This is a genomic window from Streptococcus sp. SP1 (genome assembly GCF_030440005.1).
GTDB classification, from domain to species: Bacteria; Bacillota; Bacilli; order Lactobacillales; family Streptococcaceae; genus Streptococcus; species Streptococcus parasanguinis.
In genome coordinates, this window is the sequence record NZ_JAQFJJ010000011.1 from 1 (window position 1) to 22,271 (window position 22,271).

The window sequence follows — 22,271 nt, forward strand, 5'->3', positions numbered from 1 at the left end:
TGTATTAGGCACGCCGCCAGCGTTCATCCTGAGCCAGGATCAAACTCTCATTAAAATAATTGTTTGTCTTAAACTCATTCTGTCACTGACAGATTTATTGTTTTTTATTGTTCAGTTACTACAACTTCAGTTGTAGTGCCCTGCACATTGGTTCGTCTTGTTCAGTTTTCAAAGGTCTTTGTCGCTCTCTCGCGACAACTATATTAGTATATCATGACCTCTCCTTACTGTCAACACTTTTTTTAATTTTTTTTTATTTTTTTGAAAGTTTTTTTACTTTTTTTGTTTACATAAAAAATCAGGAGCAAAGATGCCCCCGATTCCTCTATATTTAATTGATGTTTTCAATCTCTTATTTGATCTCTATTCTTTTACTTCCAATAGACCGATGTCTCCATCTTCTCTACGGTAGATGACATTTGTTGTGTTGTCTTCTGCATCACGATAAATGAAGAAGTCGTGTGCCAATAGATCCATTTGAAGGATCGCTTCATCTATATCCATCGGTTCTAGATCAATTGTTTTTGAGCGAACAACTTTTTCTGTGGTGGTTGCTTCTTCTACAACTGCATCGGTAAACAATTTACCTGCACCAGATTTAACACGATTTTTCTTTTCGATTTTTGTTTTATTCTTACGAATTTGACGTTCAATTTTATCTACAACCAGATCAATTGAACCGTACATATCTTGAGAAACATCTTCTGCACGAAGCGTGATAGATCCAAGCGGAATGGTTACTTCTACTTTTGCGGTCTTTTCACGGTAAACTTTTAAGTTTACTCGAGCATCCAGCTCTTGATCTGCCTGAAAATATTTTTCAATCTTTTCGAGTTTAGAAACGACATAGTCGCGAATGGCTTCTGTTACTTCTAGGTTTTCACCACGGATACTATATTTAATCATATTAGTACCTACTTTCTAAACATTATGTTTTTATTTATATGCATATTATAACGCTTTCATAAAGTTTTTGCAAATCTTTTTTTACCTTGCGATTGAAAATGTCTTTATTTCTTTCACACCTTTTTCAATTAGTAGGCGCTTCATTAATTCGATTGTTTTGCCCGTTGTGTAGATATCATCCAAGATAAGATATTTCTGCTTTTCTGAAACTTCTCCTTTTAATTGAAAGTGTTGAGAGGTTTTTAATCTTTCTTCTCTTGTTTTTTTTGATTGGGCTAAGCTGTCTTCTTTTTGGAAAAGACTGTTGTACTTTATTTCTGCAAAATCTAATATAGTTGATACTTGATTGAATCCTCTCTCCTGCTTTTTTTCATGGCTAATTGGAGTCGGTATTATCGTATAGCTTTTATACTTTTTCAAGGCTTTTTTGATGTCACATGCAAATACCATTCCTAATAAACGATCTCCTTCAAATTTATATCGCTTGAAATAGTCCTTCATTGCTGCATTATATCTATATAATGCTTCATGTTCGACCATATTCCCCTTTTGTATCCAGTATTCGCAATCTTTACATACTTTCTCCTCCTTATCTTTATAACATCTAGGACAATGGATTTCTCCAATTTGTTCGAAGTCTTCTTTGCATTCTTTACAAATCCATTCTTCTTGTTGATTCATAAAAATAAGGTCTGTGAAATGTTCACCAGTTTTCAACTCTTTAGTACAAAGCAAACATTCTTTCAAAATCCAGCCTCCTGATTCATTTCCTTTATTTCTTTGATCGCTTTTTTCATTTCTCGTGTTATGCCATCTGATAGAAAAAGTAGTTTACCTGTTGGTCTTTCTTTACTTCGACCGACCCTTCCTGAAATTTGTACGAGTGCACTTTTAGTAAATAATTTGTGATTACTTTCTAAAACAAAGACATCTACAAACGGAAAGGTCACTCCTCTTTCTAAAATTGTTGTCGAGACTAGCATGGTTATGGCTCTGTTTCTAAACTCTTCTACCATTCGTAGGCGGTCTGTTGTCTGTGAGGATACAAAACCTACTGTTTCTTTGGGAAAGTATTTTTTTAAGTTCTCAGTAAATTGTTGTCCTAATTCTATTTCAGATACAAAGATTAACAATGGGTAGTGAGTCTGTCTTTGTTTCTTGATCAGTTGCAATAGTTCGTAAGGGATTCTTCCTTTTTCTATTTTTTCTCTAATTTTCGGCACCCATTTTATTTCAGGGACCACTAGTGGGTTCCCATGGAATCGTCTTGGAAGGCTATAACGAATGATTTCTTTTTTCTTGACCTTTTTATCTAACTCATCTGTAGAGGTTGCTGTTAAATATAGCGTATTCCCCCCTTTTTTTATCGCATTCTGAGCTGCTTTATATAAGATTGAATTGTCCACATAGGGAAAAGCATCTACCTCATCTATAATAAGGAGATCAAAGGCCTGAAAAAATTTTAGCAATTGGTGGGTTGTTGCGATTACCAAAGGCGTTCTAAAATAGGGTTCCGATTTCCCATGAAGCAAAGAGATGGGGCAGGAAAAATCGTCCTTCATCCTTCCGTACAGTTCGATACAGACATCGATTCTTGGGGTAGCAATACAGACTGCTTGTCCACTCTTGATTGCTGTTGCTACAACCTGGTACATCATTTCCGTTTTCCCAGCTCCTGTCACAGCATGTACCAAGGCATTTCCCCCTTCCTTAACTGCTTGGATGAGACCATCGGATACCTCTTGTTGATAGGAAGTCAAGGTTCCTTTCCAGTTTAACACCTCCTGTCCTTCAAAGTCATGCTGTGCAATAGCATAAAGTTTTTGATCACTCCGGATCCTTCCCAATTGGATACAGGCTCTACAATACAGCACCTCCTTACTCAACTTCCAAAGTTTCTGATCAATCAAACTGCCACATCGAAAGCAATAGTACCTTCCATTCTCTTTTTCTATAGCTGGAAGTTCTTGGGCAATTTCTTTTAGATCATTTGTCATTTGACTCTCTGTTAAGAGTCTTCCATAAGAATCTTCTATCTTCATACTTATTAATTCGCAAAAGTTGGAGAAAATCATTCTTTTTTGTAAAATAAGAATATGGAATATGTTACATTTAAAGAGAACGGTACTGTTCAAGAAGAAATCAAAAAGTCAAAATTCATTTGTCATGTCAAGCGAGTCTCCTCTGAAGAGGAAGCTAGAGATTTTATCAATGCCATCAAAAAAGAACACTATAAGGCTACACATAACTGCTCTGCTTTCATCATTGGAGAACAAAGTAATATCAAACGAACCAGTGACGATGGAGAGCCTAGTGGAACAGCTGGGATACCGATGTTAGGAGTTCTGGAAAATCATCGCATCACTAATAGTTGTGTCGTGGTTACTCGCTATTTCGGAGGTATTAAATTAGGTGCTGGCGGTCTGATTCGTGCTTATGCTGGAAGTGTTGCACAAGCAGTTCGAGAGATTGGACTGGTAGAAATCAAAGAGCAAGTGGTTCTTGGGATCACACTTTCTTATTCCCAATACCAAGAATTTGCTAATTTCTTAAAAGACCATCAATTGGCGGAACAAGATCCAATGTTTACAGATCAGGTGGCGACAACTATTTTTGTGGATAAAGATAACACAAGCTCTATCACAGCAGCTTTAGTCGAATTTTACAATGGCAAAGTCCTTATAGAAGATCAAGGAATTCGTGAGGTTGAAGTACCCCTACTTTCTGTAGAAAATTAATCAAAAATACTATCGGCAACGATAGTTTTTTTTTATCACACCCATAAAATTTCTATATTTTACATTCTTCCCACAAGGGACTATACTTGTTAGTATCAAGAAAACCTAGAACTGAGGTATATTATGGCTATTTATGAAAATATTACAGAATTGATTGGGAACACTCCGATTGTCAAATTGAACCGTCTTGTTCCTGAAGGAGCTGCAGATGTCTATGTCAAACTCGAAGCTTTCAATCCTGGATCATCTGTTAAAGACCGGATTGCATTGAGCATGATTGAAAAAGCTGAAGCGGATGGTTTGATCAAACCAGGTGATACCATTGTCGAAGCAACTAGTGGGAACACAGGAATTGGCTTGTCATGGGTTGGTGCAGCTAAAGGCTATAAAGTTGTGATTGTCATGCCTGAAACCATGAGTGTGGAACGTCGTAAAATCATCCAAGCCTATGGAGCTGAACTCGTTTTGACTCCTGGAAGTGAAGGAATGAAAGGTGCTATCGCTAAAGCTGAAGCAATCGCTGCAGAAAGAAACGGCTTCCTTCCTCTTCAATTTGAAAACCCTGCTAACCCAGAGGTACATGAAAGAACAACAGGACAAGAAATCGTTGATGCCTTTGGAAAAGATGGTTTAGATGCTTTCGTCGCAGGTGTTGGTACTGGTGGTACTGTTTCTGGTATTTCTCATACTTTGAAAAAGAATAATCCTGCTGTCAAAGTCTATGCCGTTGAGGCCAATGAATCTGCTGTCCTTTCTGGCGAAAAACCTGGACCACATAAAATCCAAGGGATTTCAGCAGGCTTTATCCCAAATACCTTAGATACTAACGCATATGATGGTGTTCGTCGCGTATCTTCAGAAGAAGCTTTCGAACTTGCACGAGCTATTGGTGGGGCCGAAGGGTTCTTAGTAGGCATTTCAAGTGCTGCTGCTATCTATGCTGCGATTGAGGTAGCCAAAGAATTAGGAAGTGGTAAAAAAGTTCTTGCTCTTGCACCAGATAATGGGGAACGTTATCTTTCAACTACTCTTTACGAATTTGAATAATTCTTTATATAAAAAACTTCGATAGGGTTTATAAACCTATCGAAGTTTTTTATTTTTTCTCTTGCTTGCTAAAAAATACTTTTCCTTCTTTGACCCAGGTTGACATTTGTTGAGCTAATGGAGCAAAACCACTCTTATGGCGGTCATTTGAAAAACGATGATGCCGAACAGTTCGCTGTGGTGTCTCTTCTAGCGTTCTCAAAGAAAGGCTGGCTTTCTTTGAATATTCATCAACATCGATAACTTGTACAAAGACCTTCTCCCCAATCGAAAGAATGTCATGAATATTACTAACATAGCCACTTCGAATCTCTGAAATATGAATCAAGCTCGTGACACCCGATTCTAATTCAACAAAGGCTCCATAAGGTTGAATGCCTGTAATGGTCCCTTCTAACTTGTCTCCAATTTTCATATCAATCCTCAATCTCGACGGTTTCAATCACGACATCTTCTACCGGCTTATCCATCATACCTGTTTCAACAGCCGCGATCTCATCCAATACGGCAAAAGAAGATTCATCCATCAATTGACCAAATACTGTATGACGTTGATCTAAGTGAGGAGTTCCCCCTTCTGTCGTATAGATTTCAGCAATTTTTTCAGGCCAGCCACCGCGAACCAATTCCTTTTTCGAATATGGAAGATGCTGATTTTGTACAATAAAGAATTGACTTCCGTTCGTATTTGGTCCAGCATTTGCCATTGAAAGGGCTCCACGAATATTGTACAATTCTTTTGAAAATTCGTCTTCGAAGCTGTCACCATAGATGGATTCTCCCCCCATACCTGTACCAGTTGGATCTCCTCCTTGGATCATAAAATCTTTGATAATGCGGTGAAAAATGATGCCATCGTAATAGCCAGATTTGGCAAGAGCTACAAAGTTTGCAACAGTTTTTGGTGCTTGATCCGGGAACAATTTAATTTTCATCTCACCATAATTAGTTTTGATCACAGCGATAGGACCTTCAATCGTAGCAAGTTCTAACTGTGGTAACGTCAATTCTTTTTCAACCATATTTAACTCCTCTAAGGCATAGAATATGCCATTTTCTTCTAAATTCTTGGTGATATAATCAGCTTTTTCTCGTAGCTCTGGAGCAGACTTCCCCATTGCGATACTAATTCCAGCATAATCAAAAAGTTCTAAATCATTCAAACCATCACCGAATACTAGAACATTTTCTGGCTTCAAGTCCAAATGATGGACAACTTGAGAGACTCCCGAAGCCTTTGATCGATCAAAACGAACAACATCAGATGAATGCGGGTGCCATGGAACTAGACGTAACTCCTCTTGTAAGGAAGGCGATAATTCTAAACCATCATTATCTTCATCAAAGGTCCACATTTGGAAAATTTGTTCTTTCAAATGCAGATCCGGATCTACTGGTAAATTCGGATAAATGATATCAATAGCATCACTGATCAAAGGTGTCCGATTGGACAGGGTAGCTTGATGGCTAGCGACCAACCCATAATCAATCTCAGATTCTTTAGCCCAATCCACAAAAGAAGAAACGATTGCTTCATTAATTGGTGATTGGTAGATCACATTTCCTTTGGCATCTTCAATATAAGCTCCATTTAAAGTGACTAAAAAATCCGGCTTCAAATCCATTAGTTCAGGAACAACCCCAAAAATCCCTCTGCCGGTTGCAATCCCTGTTAAAATTCCCTTCTTTTTCAACTGATGAAAAACATCTTTTACAGATTCAGGAATCAAGCCTGTTTCTTTTGCACGTAATGTATCATCAATATCAAAAAAGACGATTTTTACTTTTTTGGCTTTATAACGTAATTTTGCGTCCACTTATCTCCCCCTCTTTTACTTGCTCTATTATAGCATTTTTTGACTTAAAAATCTTCCTGATTCACCAGATGATGACGGAAAGCATAGACGACAGCTTGCGTCCGATCGCTGACTTCTAGTTTCGATAAGATGTTGGAGACATGGGTCTTTACCGTTTTTAAAGAAATAAAGAGTTCATCTGCTATCCGCTGATTTTCATAGCCTTTTGTTAATAGAGCCAGAATATCTCGTTCTCTAGCGGTCAGATCATCATGCAATTCAGCATGGTTCTTTCGTAACTCAACTTTTTGACTGACTTCAGTCTCAATCGCAAACTCTCCCTTTGCAACCTTCCTGATAGCTTGTAAGATCTCAGTTGCTGATGAGGTCTTTAAAATATAACCTTTAGCACCTGCATCTAAGACAGGGTAAATCTTTTCGTTATCTAAATAAGACGTTAAAATGACAATTTTAGCTTCCGGCCACTCTTTTAGGATGGCTAGAGTCGCATCGATTCCATTTAACTCCGGCATCACAATATCCATGATGATGACATCTGGTCTTTCTTTCAGCGCCAACTCCACTCCTTCTTGCCCATTTTGCGCCTCTAAGACTTGCTCAATATCGGTTTGCATGGACAAAAAGCTTTTCAATCCCAATCGGACCATTTCATGGTCGTCTACTAATAATATTTTCATACTGTTTCCTTTTCATTTTTATCTTTTACAAGGAGGGGAACGCGAATATCTATAGCCACTCCCTTTTGAGGACTCGTTCTTATTTTAATGGTTCCCGCCATGTCTTCTACACGTTCTTGAATATTTTTCAACCCATAACTCAATCGTTCTAATTTTTCCTGCTCAAAGCCGATTCCATCATCTACCATCCGTAAATGAAGTTGTTTTCCTTCCTGGTGCAAAAAGACATCCATTTGTTGAGCTCTAGCGTGTTTTAAGGTATTGCTAACAATTTCTTGGACAATCCGAAACAGATGTTCTTCCATATCTTTTGGAATGCTCACGTCATTATGATGGAAGACAACTGTTAGGTTACTCTTTTCCTTCAATTCTCTAAAAATCATCTCCATACCTTCTACCAAACTTTTTCCTTCCAATTCTGTAGGACGAAGATGTAGGAGCAAGACGCGTAAATCATTTTGGGCTGTACCTAGAATATCCGATACACCATTTAGTTGCTGCTGGATCTGACTTTTCTCTAACTCAAGGGCCTGTGCTACCACGCCAGACAAAATCATATTGGCTGCAAACAATTCTTGACTAACCGTATCATGTAGATCACGCGCAATTCTCTTACGCTCGATTTCCACAATTTCTTCCTCATTTCGCATCACACGATTTTCACTTTTTTGTAAATTTTCTTCTAGTCGAAGCAATTTGCTGTCCAATAAATCTAACTGTTGATTCAATTCTTTGGGGGCAATTTGTTTTCGCTGTGAAGCAGTTAGGATCGCTTCTACCTTTTGTTGTACTGCATGAACCGTTACAAATTGCGTGATTTTAATAATTAAGACAACCAAAGCTGTCAATGCAAGCGTCAGACTAAAAACCAAAAATAGGAATGATTGAAGCAAGGAAAGATCTGAGAGAAGTTTGCCCCACCGAAAACCAACAAAATGGAAAATGGTATGACAAATGACCGCAACCACCATTAGGGAATAGAAATACAATAGGAGATAGTCTAATTTCTTCATGCGCGAATCACCTCAACATCCCCAACAATTCCAACTAACACAATTTTTATAGAACGGTGCGATCTCCGATAATGTATCGTTTCAATATCTATGGTTTCATTCCTCATTTTACGGACAGGAAGATCCAAAAACTTTAGATCTCCATAAAGGGTGTTAATTTGTAAATGCAACTCCAAATCAATAGGTAAGATAATTTTTGTATTTCCAAAACCTTTCCGGATGATCACCACATTGTCCCAATTGCAAATGGCTACCTCCTCTAAATGGAGGGTGTCATTCCCAAAGACTCGGATCACATTCAGATCTCGATACCCTCGACTTTGCCTTGAAAAATGTTGTAAATCACCAATCCATCGAGTTTTTTCTTGACGAATTTCCGTATCCTCTTCAACATCAAATACAACTGCTCCATTTTCCTTATACATATAGGGGTAAGCGATCAATAAACCATAAACCACTGCAAATAAAATGGCTGCAATCACAAAAGGATTCAGCATCACGATAAAAAACAAGAGCACACTTAGCGCGATTAATAGAAAATTCGCTTTTTGTTTGCCAAAATAGTAATACAAAAGAAGCAAAAAGAGAACCATCAAGACAACAAATCTGTAAAAATCAATTGATAAAATGGTGATCGCTGCTAATGTTAACAAAATGGCTTCAACGAAAATAAAAATTTGTATTTTCCACATAGTCTACCTCATCTTTTTTATTTTATCAAAATTTTTATCATTTGACTTCCGTCTAGAGTTGGATAATACGGAGAAAGAAAAAACACCCAAAAGATAGAAATCCTTTGGGTGTCCTTGGTATCGGAATGAATGGTTATTAAATAAGTTCTTTCCGATAACGGTTGTCTAGAGGCATTATTTATACATGAATGCCCAATAATAGTTACCGTTGCCATTGATGACTGCTGCTACCGCACCTTCTGTGGCATTTGGATCGAGCATTAATTCTCTCAATCCACTATTATACCATTTCGTTGCAACCGTTGTTGCATTGTCTTCGCGACGAGCTACAAACCCTGTGCTATCGTACTGACGTGAAATAGTATGGGCTTTTGGCAAGGCACGTGAGTTGTAGACATCATCTGACCAAGTCAATTCTTTTAAGCCTTGTGCCTTTCGTAATTCGTTAATCTTAGCAAAAGCTTCTTTCGCTTTATCTAACTCGATATAGTTTGTATTGTCTGTCGCTTCTACACGATAAACGAATTTTACATATCCAAACTCAACATCTTTGTAGTCCTTGTCATCTACTCCACTCTTCAAGTTAGCGATTAAAACATAGTCTTTAGCCCATGGGTTTTCTTTAGATTGCTCAAAGAGTTCTGGGTCCTCGATTTCCCATTCTACTTTGGCATCCCAGCCAGCATTGTCAATAAATTTAGGATTCATTTTCTTAATGACATAGTCCTTAAATTCATCCACATTCTTAAATGGAAGAGCTTGACCCGCTTTAGCTGTTTCTACAAGATTTGTAGAGTAGAGCTTCACGCTTGAGTCACGATCGCTATAAGCATATTCATCATCTTTGGCATCTTCGTGGAATTTTGGATCGATCTCAGGATCTTTCGGATCTGTCATTCCATAAAGTTTCCATTTGTCTCCGTTCCATTTCCAATAAGCAGAGTAACCAGTTGCTTCTGTATCAGATGGAACATAGTAATAGTGAGTCGAACCGTCAAAGTAGTAGTTCTTATCACGACGCAAAGCTGCTGATCCAGGTTTACCAGGAGGATAGACTATCTTAGGTGCTCGTCCATTCGGAGCCCATGGAAGATGTTCTAATCCTTCTGCTGGTGTCTCAACATATGGAGGAATTTGGTTTTCACTAGGCTGATCTGATGATACCAAACCATCATTTCCTGGTACTTCAGGTTGCACCGGTTCTTCTGGTTTTGGTTCACTTGGATTTTCTGGGGTTGGTGCGAAAGGATCAAACTCTCCATCTGCTCCTACAAATGGAGGATTTTCTGGGAAGATCAAGTTCCCGTGATCTTCTGGTGTAGATGGTTCTGATGGGTTGACTGGTTGATCGGGTTTATCGCTTGGATCTGGCTCGTCAGGTGTTGGAGTTGGATCAGGAGTCGGTGTAGGAACTGGATCAGGAGTATCAGGATTTTCCGTCGAATTCTTCACAAATACCCATTTACCATTTTTATAGTAATAATAATCCCCATTATCTAATACATAATAATGGTAGCCATTTTCATATACATAATGAGGGTCATTGGCAAGGTTATTAGTAGAGTTATTCCGATTAGTTAGAGGCTTCCACTCACCATTGCGGTAGATCCGGTAAGTTCCATCACTCATCCGATAATAATGATTACCATTCCAATAAATGTAGTTTTTGTCACGAACTAGATTGTTATAACCATAGTAATTATTCCAGTTATTATAATTGTAGTTATAGTCATTATAGCCATAATAATAGTTCCAACTTGGATATCCATAGCCATAACCATAGGTCCATGAATTATAACCATTATAGCCGTCCCAATTATTGTAACCATAGCCATAATAGTTTGTATTGTAGAAGTTGGTATTCCACCCTCTATTATCTGCAGCTACTTTTGTTGCTATAAATGCTGGAGCAATCACAGCCATTGCTAAAATCGATCGGCTCAGCATTCTATAATTTCTGTCCATTTTAATAATCTCCATTTGGAAGTATATATGAAAGTTACATCAAGCATATGTACATATTCAATAGTCGTTCTTTCCAATTCTATCTTAGCGAGTACTATTTCTTTCCACTAGTTGGTAAGGCCTATTCAAATAATGGATAGAAATTTTCTGAAGAAATAACTCTCTATTAAATTAGTTCCGACCGGCTTTTCAATCTTTGATTTCCTCTCATGCAGATTGTAGCATAGATTCATAATAAAAAGCGAATGATTTGATATTCAATTATTTTTATTCTCAAATTAAATTACATTCACTAGCTTAACTCCATGAAAAAATTGTTTAAATGCTGTATTATTAAGATTTTTATAAAAATCCATATTACCTTTCTGAAAAATCAATATTATAAAACTCAAATATTTTCCCTCTTAGGTGAAATATAAAAATCACGACGTAAAAATAAAAACAGGTAAGAATAGAAGGGCAAACAAAATGTGTTTGAAACTATAAAACGCATAATATCAGGTATCTATATATACTGATATTATGCGTTTTATTATGGAAATATTTATGGACTTATTTTCTCAGATTGAGTTTTTACCTAACTTTTTCTTGCAATCAATTTCCTAATCATCATCTGCTGCACTACTACTTGAACTATCGGTATCCTTTCGATCTGATGAAGACGAACTAGACGTTTCTGAACTTGAAGAAGCTTTCGTACTTGAAGAAGAAGTCACTTTAGGCTCATACACTGTCAATATAATTCTGGTCCGATTAATATCCACTGTATTAGATGCCTCAGGAGTTTGACTCACAATTTGTCCTGCAGAAACAACAACCCCATCAGGAAGATGGTCCGTTTTTCTTAATTCAATATTGGCTTCCTTGATGTCATATATTTCAATCAAATTGCTACGTGCAAAATCATAGGTTGATCCAATATAGTTTGGCATCTCAATAGAGGTCGTTTCTTTCGCCACTTTCAAAACAATCTTGGTCTTTGAATTCAGAGAATATTGTTCTCCTGGTGCTGGCGTTTGTTCAAGAACAGTACCAGCATCATAGTCAAAAGTTTCAACTTCCTCTATACTGATCATCTTACTTGACACTTTATAAGTATTTTTCAGATCATCCTCTGCTTTTGCCCTCGTTTCTCCTACATAATTTGGCATTTCAAAGCTATTTGGTCCCTTTGAAACAATCAAATCAATTCGACTTTGTTCCCTCTTTTGAGCTCCCGCATTTGGATTAGTTCGAATGACATAGCCTTCCGCAACAGTATCACTATATTCTTCCTTTTCTTCACCAACTTGAAGATCTTGACCTTCGATAATCGCTCTGGCCTCAGCAATAGTCTTACCAGAAACATCCGGAACTGTTTTATTGGCTGGACTCATATACAACAAGAAGGTAAAGGCAGCAAGAACTAGCGCGATTGCAACAAACAATACTTTATAACGTGCACGTAAGCGTCTTCTTGGCTTTTTATTTGGTGCCACGACCTGCTGGTTGGATAATGGCCGTTTTGGATCCACCGAACTGATTTCACTGCGCACCTCAGAGATTGGAACTGGAGCGGTCTTTGGAGTCGGACTCACTTTCGGAAGAGTTTTTGTATCAGCCTTTGTTTGATCTTCAAAAACCAGCTTTTTCTCATTTCTCCTCTCATAAGACAGGCAGCTTGAAAGATCTACATACATCTCTGCTACTGACTTATAACGGTCCGTCAGCTTCTTAGCCGTCGCTTTGATCACAACATTTTCTAAAGCTTGCGGAACATTCTTATTTTCTTCACGAATAGAGGGAAGAGGTTTTTGGAAATGTTGCAGTGCAATCGTAACCGCACTATCCCCATCATAAGGAATGTGTCCAGTCAACATCTCATAGAAAATAATTCCCATAGCGTAAATGTCACTTTGAACCGTAGCTTTCGATCCCCGTGCCTGCTCAGGTGACAAATAATGGACTGATCCTAACATAGAGTTGGTCTGGGTCAAGCTTGTCTCTGCAAAGGCCACTGCAATCCCAAAGTCTGAAACTTTTGCAGTCCCATCCGGAGTCAAGAGGACATTCTGTGGTTTTAAATCTCTATGGATAATGCCACGCGTATGGGCTAGACGCATAGCAAGGAGAATCTGTCCCATCAAACGAACCGCTTCTTCATTTGATAAAGGTGCATTTTCTTTGATATAGCGTTTCAAGTCTAAACCTGCAACATATTCCATTGCAAGGTATTGTTGCCCTTCTTCTTCGCCAATGTCTGTAATCCGAACGATATTTGGATGGTCCAGTTCCGCCATTGCTTTTGCTTCCCGCTGAAAACGAGCAACTGCAATGGGATCCGTCTGGTAATTCGTACGCAGTACCTTGACTGCAACTTCTTCACCATCTAAAATCAAATCACGCGCAAGATAAACATCTGCCATCCCGCCGCGCCCAATTTGTTGGATGATTTTATATCGCCCGGCAAAAATTTTGCCGATTTGAATCATGCTGCGTCCTCCTCATTAAAGTGGAGCAATACAACAGTAATATTATCCAAACCTCCAGCATTATTGGCAAAACGAATCAAGGTTTTAGCCTTTTCTTCCAGTGAAACATCACTCAAAACAATATCTCTGATTTCATCTGGACCAAGCATATTGGTTAATCCATCACTATTGATCAAAATATAATCATCTGCTTCAACTGTGACCAAGCCATAATCTGGCTCAAGCTCATCCTTTTGACCAATAGACTGAGTGATGATATTTCGCTGAGGATGATGAGCAGCCTCTTCCTCTGTAATTTGACCAGCACGTAAAAGAGCATTTACAAGAGAATGATCACTTGTCAATTGCCGGTATTCACCGTGGCGAATAAGGCCAATTCGAGAGTCTCCAACATGAGCATAAATCACTTGTCCTTCCACGAAAGCCAAGGCCTCTAGTGTGGTTCCCATACCTTTGTGTTCGTCATCTTGACCTGCTAAATGAATCCGACGATTCACATCCTCTAAATGATTTGCAAACCATTCACGTACTTGATTCACTGTTTCAATTTCAGAAGAAACCCAAGCAGCACCCAGATCTGTGACTGCCATTTCACTAGCAATATTACCGGCACGGTGTCCTCCCATACCGTCAGCGAGAAAAATCATAGATTTCCCAGCCTTATTTTTATATTGATTTGCATAGTCTTGGTTATTTGTCCGTCTTTGACCTACATCGGTTAAGATAGAAATATCCATACTGTCAGTTCCCTCCTGATGTTATAAAATTCTCTTAAAACAACTGATAAAGAAGCCATCACTTTCATACAATTCAGGTGTAATCAGAATACAGTTATTTTCGAGAATATCTTTTCTTTTGTGATCCAATGGGACTTGTTCAAAATTTGGGTGACTTTTTAAAAAACGATCAACCACTTCAAAATTTTCTTTCCCTATAATTGTACACGTACTGTACACTATTATACCACCTTTACGCACACTTTGACAAACACTATCCAGAATTGCTAATTGAATGGCTTGTAAAGAGACAAAATCTACACTCTCTTTATTGTACTTGATATCCGGCTTTCTCCGTATCAGTCCAATCCCAGAACAGGGTGCATCCACCAATACTTTATCGAATGCATCTGGTCCAAATGTTTCAAAAACTCTTGTCGCATCTAACTTCTTTGTCAAAATTTTATCTGCAACATGAAGCCGATTGGCATTTTCTTGAATTAATTTCAGTTTATGATCATACAGATCTAAGGCTGTAACTTTCCCAGTTGTAAGAAAAGAAGCGATGTGAGTCGTCTTTCCACCTGGTGCCGCACAGGCATCTAAAACCCATTCATCGCCTTGTAAATCCAAGGCCGGTGCCACCAATTGACTAGATTCATCTTGAATGGTGATCCGGCCCTCTTTAAACAAGGAGTGCGCCGCAAAATGTCCCTGATCTTTCACGAGGGCAGAAGAAGCAATGAGGGATGCACTTGCTTCTAACTCCTGAGCGAGTTTTTCTTTTTCACTCAGATCAACGACACGAATACTGGATTTATTACGCTGATAGAGACTTTTAAAAATAGCACAAGCACGTTCTTCACCATATTCTTCGATCAATTCTTTAACCAACCATACAGGTAGGGAATACTGCACCGAATAACGTTTGTTCTTTCGCTTGATCGTATCAACAGCTGGTAGCCCCTCGCGGAGAAGCTTTCTAAGAATAGCATTGACAAACTTCTCACTGCCTTCTTTACGGCTTTTTGCTATCCGAACGGCTTCATTGACGATGGCATGATCGGGAATTCGGTCTAAATAGACGAGTTGATACAAACTCATCATTAAGAGATAATAGACCCATGGATCCAATTTTGTCCGATCTTCGATCACGTGAGAGAGATACCATTCGAGCGTTATTTTCCGTGCTACTGTACCGTAAACAACTTCCGTAACAAAGCTTCTATCCTTATCCGAAAGCTGGGAATGTTCTAGCGTTTTTTTCAAGGCAATATTGGAATAAGCCCCGTGTTCAAAGACTTCTTCCAAGACTCGAACGATCTGTTCACGCGCATTCATTTGTTTAACTTCCAAAGCGATCTCCTAATTTCAATTGACGACCCGCGCCATTCAAAAAGTCTGTGATGGACATTTTGGGTTTTCCTGCCGGTTGCACAACTTTGAGGGACAGCGCTCCTTCTCCTGCAGCTACCAGCAACTCTTTTTTGGTCAAACCAATCACTTCTCCAGGATTTCCATTTCCCTCGCATAGCTCTGCTTCGTAGACTTTAAAACGTTGACCATTTAATAACGTATGAGCCACCGGCCAAGGATTCATCCCTCGAATTTGGTTAAAGACTTGGCGGTTGGTTTTGGTCCAGTCCAAAACCTCTTCTTCCGGTAAAATATTCGGTGAAAATGTGACCAAACTTGGATCTTGTGGACTTGGCTTGATCTCCCCTCCCAGGTAAGCTGGCAAAGTATCTAGGAGTAAGTCACGTCCAAGGACAGCCAATTTTTCAAACAAGGTTCCCACATTGTCCTCATCTAAAATTGGTAGAGAACGAGCTACAATCATGTCTCCAGCATCCATTTCCTTGACCATTTCCATAATTGTAACCCCAGCTTCTTCATCACCATTGATAAGAGCATAGTGAATGGGAGCTCCACCTCTATATTTAGGCAATAAAGACGCGTGGACATTCACCGCAAATTGGAAGTTCTCCAACAATTTTGTCGGTAAAAATTGTCCAAAAGCAGCGGTCACAATTCCATCTGCATCTAGGGATAAGAGAGTTTCCATTTCTGGACTACCCGATAATTTCTCCGGCTGAAGAACCGGTAGTTGATGTTCCAAAGCTACCTGCTTCACCGGGGTCATTCGAATCTCCTTTTTGCGACCTACTTTGCGGTCTGGTTGCGTCACAACTGCTAGAATTTCATAACGCGAATCTGCTAACAAGCCCTTTAAAACGGTCGCTGAAAAATCAGGTGTTCCCATAAAAATTAATTTTGTCATTTTTTCTTCCTTACATGAAACTTTGAGGTTCATTATCAATACTCAGACGCAGATCTTTATTCCCTTTTTCTTGGGTAAATTCTAAGATTTGATTCAATACCTGTGTCATACCTTCTTCGAAACGATACTTCACAATAATTTGATAATGATACAAATTATGTGTACGTGCAATTGGTTTAGGAGTTGGTCCTAAGATTTGGACCTGATCGGATAAGCCAGATCGGAGGATTTCCATAACCTGATGTGACTTCTCCATCACAATTTCCTCACTCTTATGCGACAGGGTTAACCCAACTGTGAAGTAATACGGTGTATAGCCCAACTGCCGGCGAATCTGCATTTCATAGGCAAAAAAGCCTTCATAATCTTGGTCTTTAGCAAACCGGATTGCATAATGATTGGGGTTGTAGCTCTGAATGATGACTTCTCCTTCTTTCTCTGCTCGTCCGGCCCTTCCTGCTACCTGAGTCAAAAGCTGAAAGGTTCGCTCTGAGGATCGATAATCCGGTAAATTTAAAGAAGTATCCGCATTCAAAACACCCACTAACGTCACATTTGGAAAATCCAGCCCCTTAGCAATCATTTGCGTCCCTAACAAAATATCCGCTTCTCCATTCCCGAAAGCATCTAATATTGCTGCGTGGCTCCCTTTTTTTCGGGTGGTATCCACATCCATGCGCAAAATTTTAGCCTCAGGAAAGATCTCTTGTAATTCATCATAGGCTTTTTGCGTTCCTGTTCCGTAATAACGAATGGAAGGACTTTGGCAATTTGGACAGTGTCGAGGAATTGCCTTACTATAACCACAATAATGGCAATTCATAGTTTTGGTATCCATATGGAGGGTCAAAGAGATGTCACAATTAGGACAAGTATCCACAGTCCCACACTCGCGACACATAACAAAGCTGGAATAACCACGGCGGTTCAACATCAAGACAATCTGCTCTTTTTTCTGCAAGCGTTCAGCAATAGCTTCCACTAGAACAGGAGTGAAGTTACCAGCTTCATTTTGGCCAATATAATCACGGAAATCAACAACTTTAACTTCTGGAATTTTGGCTGCCGGATTGGCCCGCTGGGTTAGACGAATTAATTCATAAACCCCTTTTGTTGCACGAGCTCGCGATTCTAAACTTGGTGTAGCAGATCCAAGAAGCAAGACTGCTTGATTGTACTGAGCCCTTAAGACTGCGACATCCCTTGCGTGGTAGCGTGGGTTACTATCTTGTTTGTAGGATGCCTCATGCTCCTCATCAATGATGATGGCTCCTATATTTTTTAAAGGAGCAAAAATTGCTGAGCGTGCTCCAACGACTACCTTGGCCTCCCCACGTTCAACTTTCCGCCATTGATCGTACTTTTCACCATTTGATAAGCCCGAGTGTAGAATGGCTACTTCCTGACCAAACCGCGAGATAAAACGGTCTGTCATCTGTGGTGTCAGGGAAATCTCAGGGACCAACATGATAGCCGTTTTCCCCTTATTTAGAACTTCCTGAATAATCTGCAAATAAACTTCCGTTTTCCCACTTCCAGTCACTCCTTCTAATAAAAAAGGATTTGATGTTTTTCCAAACTGAGAAACAACTGTTTCCACAGCTTTTGACTGCTCTGTATTTAAAAGCAGGGCTTGGGACTGTTCTTTTCCTTCATAATAAGCAGCCGCCCGATTCACTTCTCGCTCAGTAATTTCTAACACACCCTGATCAATAAAATAAGCCACTACTTCTCGTGAAAAATCCTGATACAGTCCTGCTAAAGGTTGCTCCTCTTGCTCTAGTAACAGGTGCTCTTTCAATGCTAGCCTTTTTTTAGCTCTCGCTGAAGGTTGAAGTTCTTTTAATCGTTCCTGGTTAATGCGATACCATTTTTCTGTTTTAATTTGTTTCTTATCCTTGGCCTTGTATTCTAATACCAAATCGCCTTTTCTAACCAAGCGCATAACTAGAGCTTGATCAGCTACATCCAAAGAAGAAAAAGCGACTTCATTTTTTTTACCAAAAAGCTTCACTTTGGTTGCTAGATCCAATGACGACTGAGGATACAAAATCTTGTCGTAACTGGAATTGAGGAGAGAGGGAAGCATGGTTTTTAAAATTGTTATCTTATATGAAAAAACACTTTTTCGCAATTGATCTGCCAACCAGAACTGTTCTTTGTTTAAGACAGGTGTGTAGTCTAAGACTTCTACAATCGCCTTCAATTCCTCTGTAGTATCGATAACTTCTAATACTTCGATCACAATTCCTTGAATCAATCGATTGGCTTTACCAAAGGGCACATGGACCCGTATTCCCGCCTCTATCATATCCTCAAACTCTGATGGAATCTGGTAAGAATAGGGTTTATCCGTCTGCATCAATGGGACATCTACGATTACTTTTGCGATCACTTTTTCACCTCCAGCCTCTATTATATGTGCTTTACTTTATCACGGAACCCTTTAAATAGCAAAAAATAAGATTGAGAAGCTCCCAACCTTAAATTTTTTCACCATCTTCTTTTTCTTTGGCAATTTGTTCCTTAATTTTGCGCTCCTCTTCTTCTTTACGAATCCGCTCAGCTTCACTACGTCGGCGAAGAGCTTCACGTTTTGCTTCTGGGTCAGGGTGAACAACCACATTGCCCGACTCGATTTCTTCAAGCGCTTGTAATGTTGATTTCACTGATTTAAATTCTTGAGTTGGAACTGCACCACTTTCCAATTCATGTGCCCGTTTCGCCTCAAGAATGACCAATGAATATTTGGATGGTACTTTGTCAAGCAACGTATCAATAGAAGGTTTTAACATCATATTCCTACACCTATTTTCTAATTATTTATCTCGTCACAATTGTCTGTGTTTTAGGTAACATATCCAGATAATGACCAATAACACGATCTACACGGAAGTGCTCAGCTTCGATCACACGCTTCACACGCTCAGCTGCAAGAGGAACTTCATCATTAACAATCGCGTAGTCATATTCACGCATCATAGCGATTTCTTCTTTGGCTTTCTCAATCCGTTGCGCAATCACTTCTGCACTATCTGTTCCACGTCCCACCAATCGATCTTGCAATTCATCCAAATCAGGTGGCGTTAAGAAGATAAAAACTGCATCGGGTACTTTCTTCTTCACTTGGAGCGCACCTTGAACTTCAATTTCAAGGAATACATCAATTCCTTTGTCCAAGGTTTCATTCACATAAGTCAGAGGAGTTCCATAGTAATTCCCAACGTACTCAGCATATTCTAACATTTGTCCTTGACGGATTAAATCTTCAAATTCTTCACGTGTACGGAAAAAATAGTCGACACCATCCACTTCACCTGGACGTTGCGCACGCGTTGTCATCGATACAGAGTATTGAAACTGATTATCTGAGTTTTCAAAAATTTCTCGTCTGACCGTACCTTTTCCAACCCCCGAAGGGCCAGAAAATACGATTAATAAGCCACGATCCGCCATGATATCTCCTTCAATGTCTTTCTATCTAGTGTAACAAAAATTGACCTAATTTTCAACTGATTTTTTTAAAACAAAAAGCTCGAGATGCTCAATCTCAAGCTTTCTAATTATTTTGCATAATCAACTGCGCGCAATTCTCGAATAACCGTAACTTTAATGTTTCCAGGATATTCAAGATTGGATTCGATCTTCTCACGAATATCATGAGCTAAGATCGTCACTTTATCATCCTTAATTGCCTCAGGACTAACCATAATGCGGATTTCACGACCCGCTTGAAGGGCAAAACTTGTCTTAACTCCTTCAAAACTATTTGCAATTTCTTCAAGATCTTGCAAACGTTTGATGTAACTTTCAAGTGACTCACTTCGTGCTCCAGGTCGGGCTGCACTCAAGGCATCCGCTGCAGCGACAATGACTGCGATAACACTTTCAGGTTCCACATCTCCATGGTGACTGGCAATAGTATTGACAACCACTGGGTGTTCTTTATACTTACGTGCCAATTCTGTCCCAATCTCAACGTGACTTCCTTCCACTTCACGGTCAATCGCTTTACCGATATCATGCAAGAACCCTGCACGTCGTGCCAAAGTAGCATTTTCACCCAACTCACTGGCAATAATACCAGAAAGTTTGGCAACTTCAATGGAGTGACGCAAAACGTTTTGACCATAAGATGTACGGAATTGCAACCGTCCCATGATTTTCATCAAATCTGGATGGAGGTTTGGCGCACCAATTTCATAGGCAGCCGCCTCACCGTATTCACGAATCCGGTTGTCAATTTCCTGACGATTCTTCTCAACCAGCTCTTCAATACGAGCTGGATGGATCCTACCATCTTTGAGAAGGCTCTCCATTGTCATACGGGCAATTTCACGACGAATCGGATCAAACCCTGACAAGGTCACCACCTCTGGCGTATCATCGATAATCACATCGACACCCGTCAAGCTCTCAAAGGTACGAATATTGCGCCCTTCACGACCGATAATCCGACCCTTCATACTATCGTCTGGCAAATGAACCGTTGAATTTGTTTGCTCAGCAACAAAATCACCCGCCATTCGCTGCATGGCTTGGACAAGAATGTCTTTTGCGATTTTATCAGAACGTTCTTTCACTTCCAATTCAGCATCACGAATCCGTGAGGCAATTTCTTTTGAAAGTTGCTCTTCCGTCTGATTCAAAATAATGTCACGCGCTTCTCCTTGACTTAGAGCAGCGACACGTTCCAGTTCCTCTACTTTCTTGTGTTCAAGCTCTTCCAGCTGTTGTTCACGCGTATCAATGTGTTTAGTTCTATCTGTAAGACTTTGCTCTTTGTGTTCAAGAGACTGTTCTTTGCTTGTTAAAATGTCGTCTTTACGATCAAGATTGCTAGCACGTTCTGCCAAACGGCTTTCTAATTGCTTCAATTCTTGTCGTTCTGACTTAAACTCAGCATCGACCTCTTCACGATATTTTCTGGCTTCTTCCTTTGCCTCCAAAAGTGCTTCTTTTTTAAGTGAACTTGACTCATGCTTCGCCTCTTTTAAAATTAAATCGGCTTCACGTTCAGCCTGTCCACGTAAATTCGTTGCTTCTTGTTCAGCATTCAAAAGGGTGAGTTCCGCAGCTTCTTTTGAAGCTTTCATTTTAAGTGCAGTTCCCACATATCCAATGACTAAACCAATGACCGCGGCAAAAACACCTGTAATAACAAAATTCATGCTTTTACCCCAAATCTATTTAATTAGTTGAATTAAAAATTCTTTTACATTTTACCATAAATTACTAAATTTAACAATCTAAAAAAACAAGATTAACCTATTATATTTTTGCTAAATTCTGGTTTCTTTCTTCTAATTCCAACCCTCTTATTCTTTAAAAACTGCTCAGAAAAATTCATCTATTTCTACTTTGTTGAAATTGCTTTTTATGCTATAATCAAGAAAAACAAAGAAGGAATAGAGTATGACAAAAGAAGTAATTGTTGAAAGTTTTGAATTGGACCACACAGCTGTGAAGGCTCCCTATGTACGCTTGATTGGTGAGGAAACTGGACCCAAAGGAGACATCATCTCCAACTTTGATATTCGCTTAGTGCAACCCAATGAAAATGCGATTCCAACTGCAGGGCTCCACACGATCGAGCACCTCCTTGCAATGCTTATTCGCAAACGCATCGATGGTATGATTGATTGTTCACCATTTGGTTGTCGCACCGGTTTTCATATGATCATGTGGGGGCAACATTCTAGTACTGAAATTGCTAAAGTGATCAAAGATTCTTTAGAAGAAATTGCATCTGTCAGTACTTGGGAGAACGTTCCAGGTACAACCATTGAGTCTTGTGGAAATTACAAGGATCACAGTCTCTTCTCAGCTAAAGAATGGTGTCGCTTGATTCTAGATCAAGGAATCTCTGATGATCCATTTGAACGCCATCTTGTTTAATACTCAGAAAAGAGGCTGGGACAAAAGTCCTAGCCTCTCAATTATTTTTG

General features: G+C 39.3%; 20 protein-coding genes. 3 read left to right on the plus strand and 17 right to left on the minus strand.

Translation table 11 applies throughout. From position 1 onward, the window contains the following. Positions 1-363: 363 nt before the first annotated feature. From raiA to PCY07_RS06715, 3 genes are all read right to left on the minus strand, one after another. The gene (raiA, locus tag PCY07_RS06705; RefSeq protein WP_003012610.1) at positions 364-906 is read right to left on the minus strand and encodes a ribosome-associated translation inhibitor RaiA; all 543 of its coding nucleotides are present in this window, start codon (positions 904-906) and stop codon (positions 364-366) included. An 81-nt stretch (positions 907-987) separates the two neighbouring features. Beyond that, positions 988-1,653: a ComF family protein gene (locus tag PCY07_RS06710; RefSeq protein ID WP_049487919.1), complete on the minus strand. Its 666-nt coding sequence runs from the start codon at positions 1,651-1,653 to the stop codon at positions 988-990. Further along, entirely contained in the window at positions 1,650-2,948 is a 1,299-nt protein-coding gene (locus PCY07_RS06715; protein WP_301355748.1) for a DEAD/DEAH box helicase, read from the minus strand. Before PCY07_RS06715 ends, PCY07_RS06710 begins: the two co-directional genes overlap by 4 nt. A 54-nt stretch (positions 2,949-3,002) precedes the next feature. Between PCY07_RS06715 and PCY07_RS06720 the strand changes: the two genes are divergently transcribed. Beyond that, positions 3,003-3,644 carry a YigZ family protein gene (locus PCY07_RS06720; protein ID WP_301355750.1) on the plus strand — a complete coding sequence of 214 codons (642 nt, stop codon included), beginning with the start codon at positions 3,003-3,005 and terminating at the stop codon, positions 3,642-3,644. Between the two features lie 123 nt (positions 3,645-3,767). After that, entirely contained in the window at positions 3,768-4,691 is a 924-nt protein-coding gene (gene cysK / locus PCY07_RS06725) for a cysteine synthase A (RefSeq protein WP_003004014.1), read from the plus strand. A gap of 49 nt (positions 4,692-4,740) precedes the next feature. Here cysK and PCY07_RS06730 read toward each other — a convergent pair whose 3' ends face one another. From PCY07_RS06730 to PCY07_RS06795, 14 genes are all read right to left on the minus strand, one after another. After that, complete coding sequence (locus PCY07_RS06730; RefSeq protein ID WP_195227760.1) at positions 4,741-5,106, minus strand: S1 RNA-binding domain-containing protein; 366 nt, start codon at positions 5,104-5,106, stop codon at positions 4,741-4,743. A 1-nt stretch (position 5,107) separates the two neighbouring features. After that, positions 5,108-6,508 (minus strand): bifunctional Cof-type HAD-IIB family hydrolase/peptidylprolyl isomerase, encoded by a 1,401-nt coding sequence (locus PCY07_RS06735; RefSeq protein WP_301355754.1) that lies wholly within the window; start codon positions 6,506-6,508, stop codon positions 5,108-5,110. Between the two features lie 44 nt (positions 6,509-6,552). Continuing rightward, entirely contained in the window at positions 6,553-7,185 is a 633-nt protein-coding gene (locus PCY07_RS06740) for a response regulator transcription factor (RefSeq protein WP_003018073.1), read from the minus strand. Then, positions 7,182-8,198, minus strand: a complete 1,017-nt coding sequence (locus PCY07_RS06745) for a sensor histidine kinase (protein WP_301355756.1) — start codon at positions 8,196-8,198, stop codon at positions 7,182-7,184. The genes PCY07_RS06740 and PCY07_RS06745 overlap by 4 nt, the downstream gene beginning before the upstream one ends. Beyond that, entirely contained in the window at positions 8,195-8,890 is a 696-nt protein-coding gene (liaF, locus tag PCY07_RS06750; RefSeq protein WP_061455961.1) for a cell wall-active antibiotics response protein LiaF, read from the minus strand. Before liaF ends, PCY07_RS06745 begins: the two co-directional genes overlap by 4 nt. 174 nt (positions 8,891-9,064) lie before the next feature. Beyond that, on the minus strand, positions 9,065-10,855 hold the full coding sequence (locus PCY07_RS06755; RefSeq protein WP_301355759.1) for a CAP domain-containing protein: 1,791 nt from the start codon (positions 10,853-10,855) through the stop codon (positions 9,065-9,067). Positions 10,856-11,457: 602 nt separating this feature from the next. Continuing rightward, positions 11,458-13,326: a Stk1 family PASTA domain-containing Ser/Thr kinase gene (gene pknB, locus PCY07_RS06760; protein ID WP_049518216.1), complete on the minus strand. Its 1,869-nt coding sequence runs from the start codon at positions 13,324-13,326 to the stop codon at positions 11,458-11,460. Beyond that, positions 13,323-14,063 (minus strand): Stp1/IreP family PP2C-type Ser/Thr phosphatase, encoded by a 741-nt coding sequence (locus PCY07_RS06765; protein ID WP_003018086.1) that lies wholly within the window; start codon positions 14,061-14,063, stop codon positions 13,323-13,325. Before PCY07_RS06765 ends, pknB begins: the two co-directional genes overlap by 4 nt. A gap of 21 nt (positions 14,064-14,084) precedes the next feature. Further along, positions 14,085-15,398, minus strand: a complete 1,314-nt coding sequence (gene rsmB, locus PCY07_RS06770) for a 16S rRNA (cytosine(967)-C(5))-methyltransferase RsmB (protein ID WP_049498853.1) — start codon at positions 15,396-15,398, stop codon at positions 14,085-14,087. Beyond that, a complete protein-coding gene (gene fmt / locus PCY07_RS06775) occupies positions 15,388-16,323 on the minus strand; it encodes a methionyl-tRNA formyltransferase (protein ID WP_301355763.1) in 936 nt (311 codons plus the stop codon). Before fmt ends, rsmB begins: the two co-directional genes overlap by 11 nt. Positions 16,324-16,333: 10 nt before the next feature. Continuing rightward, positions 16,334-18,718 carry a primosomal protein N' gene (locus tag PCY07_RS06780; protein ID WP_301355764.1) on the minus strand — a complete coding sequence of 795 codons (2,385 nt, stop codon included), beginning with the start codon at positions 18,716-18,718 and terminating at the stop codon, positions 16,334-16,336. An 88-nt stretch (positions 18,719-18,806) separates the two neighbouring features. Beyond that, positions 18,807-19,121: a DNA-directed RNA polymerase subunit omega gene (gene rpoZ / locus PCY07_RS06785; RefSeq protein WP_003018070.1), complete on the minus strand. Its 315-nt coding sequence runs from the start codon at positions 19,119-19,121 to the stop codon at positions 18,807-18,809. Between the two features lie 25 nt (positions 19,122-19,146). Further along, the gene (gene gmk / locus PCY07_RS06790) at positions 19,147-19,779 is read right to left on the minus strand and encodes a guanylate kinase (RefSeq protein ID WP_013904759.1); all 633 of its coding nucleotides are present in this window, start codon (positions 19,777-19,779) and stop codon (positions 19,147-19,149) included. Positions 19,780-19,886: 107 nt separating this feature from the next. After that, a complete protein-coding gene (locus tag PCY07_RS06795) occupies positions 19,887-21,494 on the minus strand; it encodes a ribonuclease Y (RefSeq protein WP_003018072.1) in 1,608 nt (535 codons plus the stop codon). Between the two features lie 244 nt (positions 21,495-21,738). On the opposite strand from PCY07_RS06795, the gene PCY07_RS06800 reads away from it, so the two are divergent. Continuing rightward, positions 21,739-22,221 carry an S-ribosylhomocysteine lyase gene (locus PCY07_RS06800; RefSeq protein ID WP_014712735.1) on the plus strand — a complete coding sequence of 161 codons (483 nt, stop codon included), beginning with the start codon at positions 21,739-21,741 and terminating at the stop codon, positions 22,219-22,221. Positions 22,222-22,271 lie beyond the last annotated feature (50 nt).

What these genes read in the sequence shown, in the direction of transcription:
- raiA (WP_003012610.1), bottom strand. Translation starts at nt 906, where the DNA reads ATGATTAAATATAGTATCCGTGGTGAAAACCTAGAAGTAACAGAAGCC.
- PCY07_RS06715 (WP_301355748.1), bottom strand. Translation starts at nt 2,948, where the DNA reads ATGAAGATAGAAGATTCTTATGGAAGACTCTTAACAGAGAGTCAAATG.
- PCY07_RS06720 (WP_301355750.1), top strand. Translation starts at nt 3,003, where the DNA reads ATGGAATATGTTACATTTAAAGAGAACGGTACTGTTCAAGAAGAAATC.
- cysK (WP_003004014.1), top strand. Translation starts at nt 3,768, where the DNA reads ATGGCTATTTATGAAAATATTACAGAATTGATTGGGAACACTCCGATT.
- PCY07_RS06730 (WP_195227760.1), bottom strand. Translation starts at nt 5,106, where the DNA reads ATGAAAATTGGAGACAAGTTAGAAGGGACCATTACAGGCATTCAACCT.
- PCY07_RS06740 (WP_003018073.1), bottom strand. Translation starts at nt 7,185, where the DNA reads ATGAAAATATTATTAGTAGACGACCATGAAATGGTCCGATTGGGATTG.
- PCY07_RS06745 (WP_301355756.1), bottom strand. Translation starts at nt 8,198, where the DNA reads ATGAAGAAATTAGACTATCTCCTATTGTATTTCTATTCCCTAATGGTG.
- liaF (WP_061455961.1), bottom strand. Translation starts at nt 8,890, where the DNA reads ATGTGGAAAATACAAATTTTTATTTTCGTTGAAGCCATTTTGTTAACA.
- PCY07_RS06755 (WP_301355759.1), bottom strand. Translation starts at nt 10,855, where the DNA reads ATGGACAGAAATTATAGAATGCTGAGCCGATCGATTTTAGCAATGGCT.
- pknB (WP_049518216.1), bottom strand. Translation starts at nt 13,326, where the DNA reads ATGATTCAAATCGGCAAAATTTTTGCCGGGCGATATAAAATCATCCAA.
- PCY07_RS06765 (WP_003018086.1), bottom strand. Translation starts at nt 14,063, where the DNA reads ATGGATATTTCTATCTTAACCGATGTAGGTCAAAGACGGACAAATAAC.
- fmt (WP_301355763.1), bottom strand. Translation starts at nt 16,323, where the DNA reads ATGACAAAATTAATTTTTATGGGAACACCTGATTTTTCAGCGACCGTT.
- rpoZ (WP_003018070.1), bottom strand. Translation starts at nt 19,121, where the DNA reads ATGATGTTAAAACCTTCTATTGATACGTTGCTTGACAAAGTACCATCC.
- gmk (WP_013904759.1), bottom strand. Translation starts at nt 19,779, where the DNA reads ATGGCGGATCGTGGCTTATTAATCGTATTTTCTGGCCCTTCGGGGGTT.
- PCY07_RS06795 (WP_003018072.1), bottom strand. Translation starts at nt 21,494, where the DNA reads ATGAATTTTGTTATTACAGGTGTTTTTGCCGCGGTCATTGGTTTAGTC.
- PCY07_RS06800 (WP_014712735.1), top strand. Translation starts at nt 21,739, where the DNA reads ATGACAAAAGAAGTAATTGTTGAAAGTTTTGAATTGGACCACACAGCT.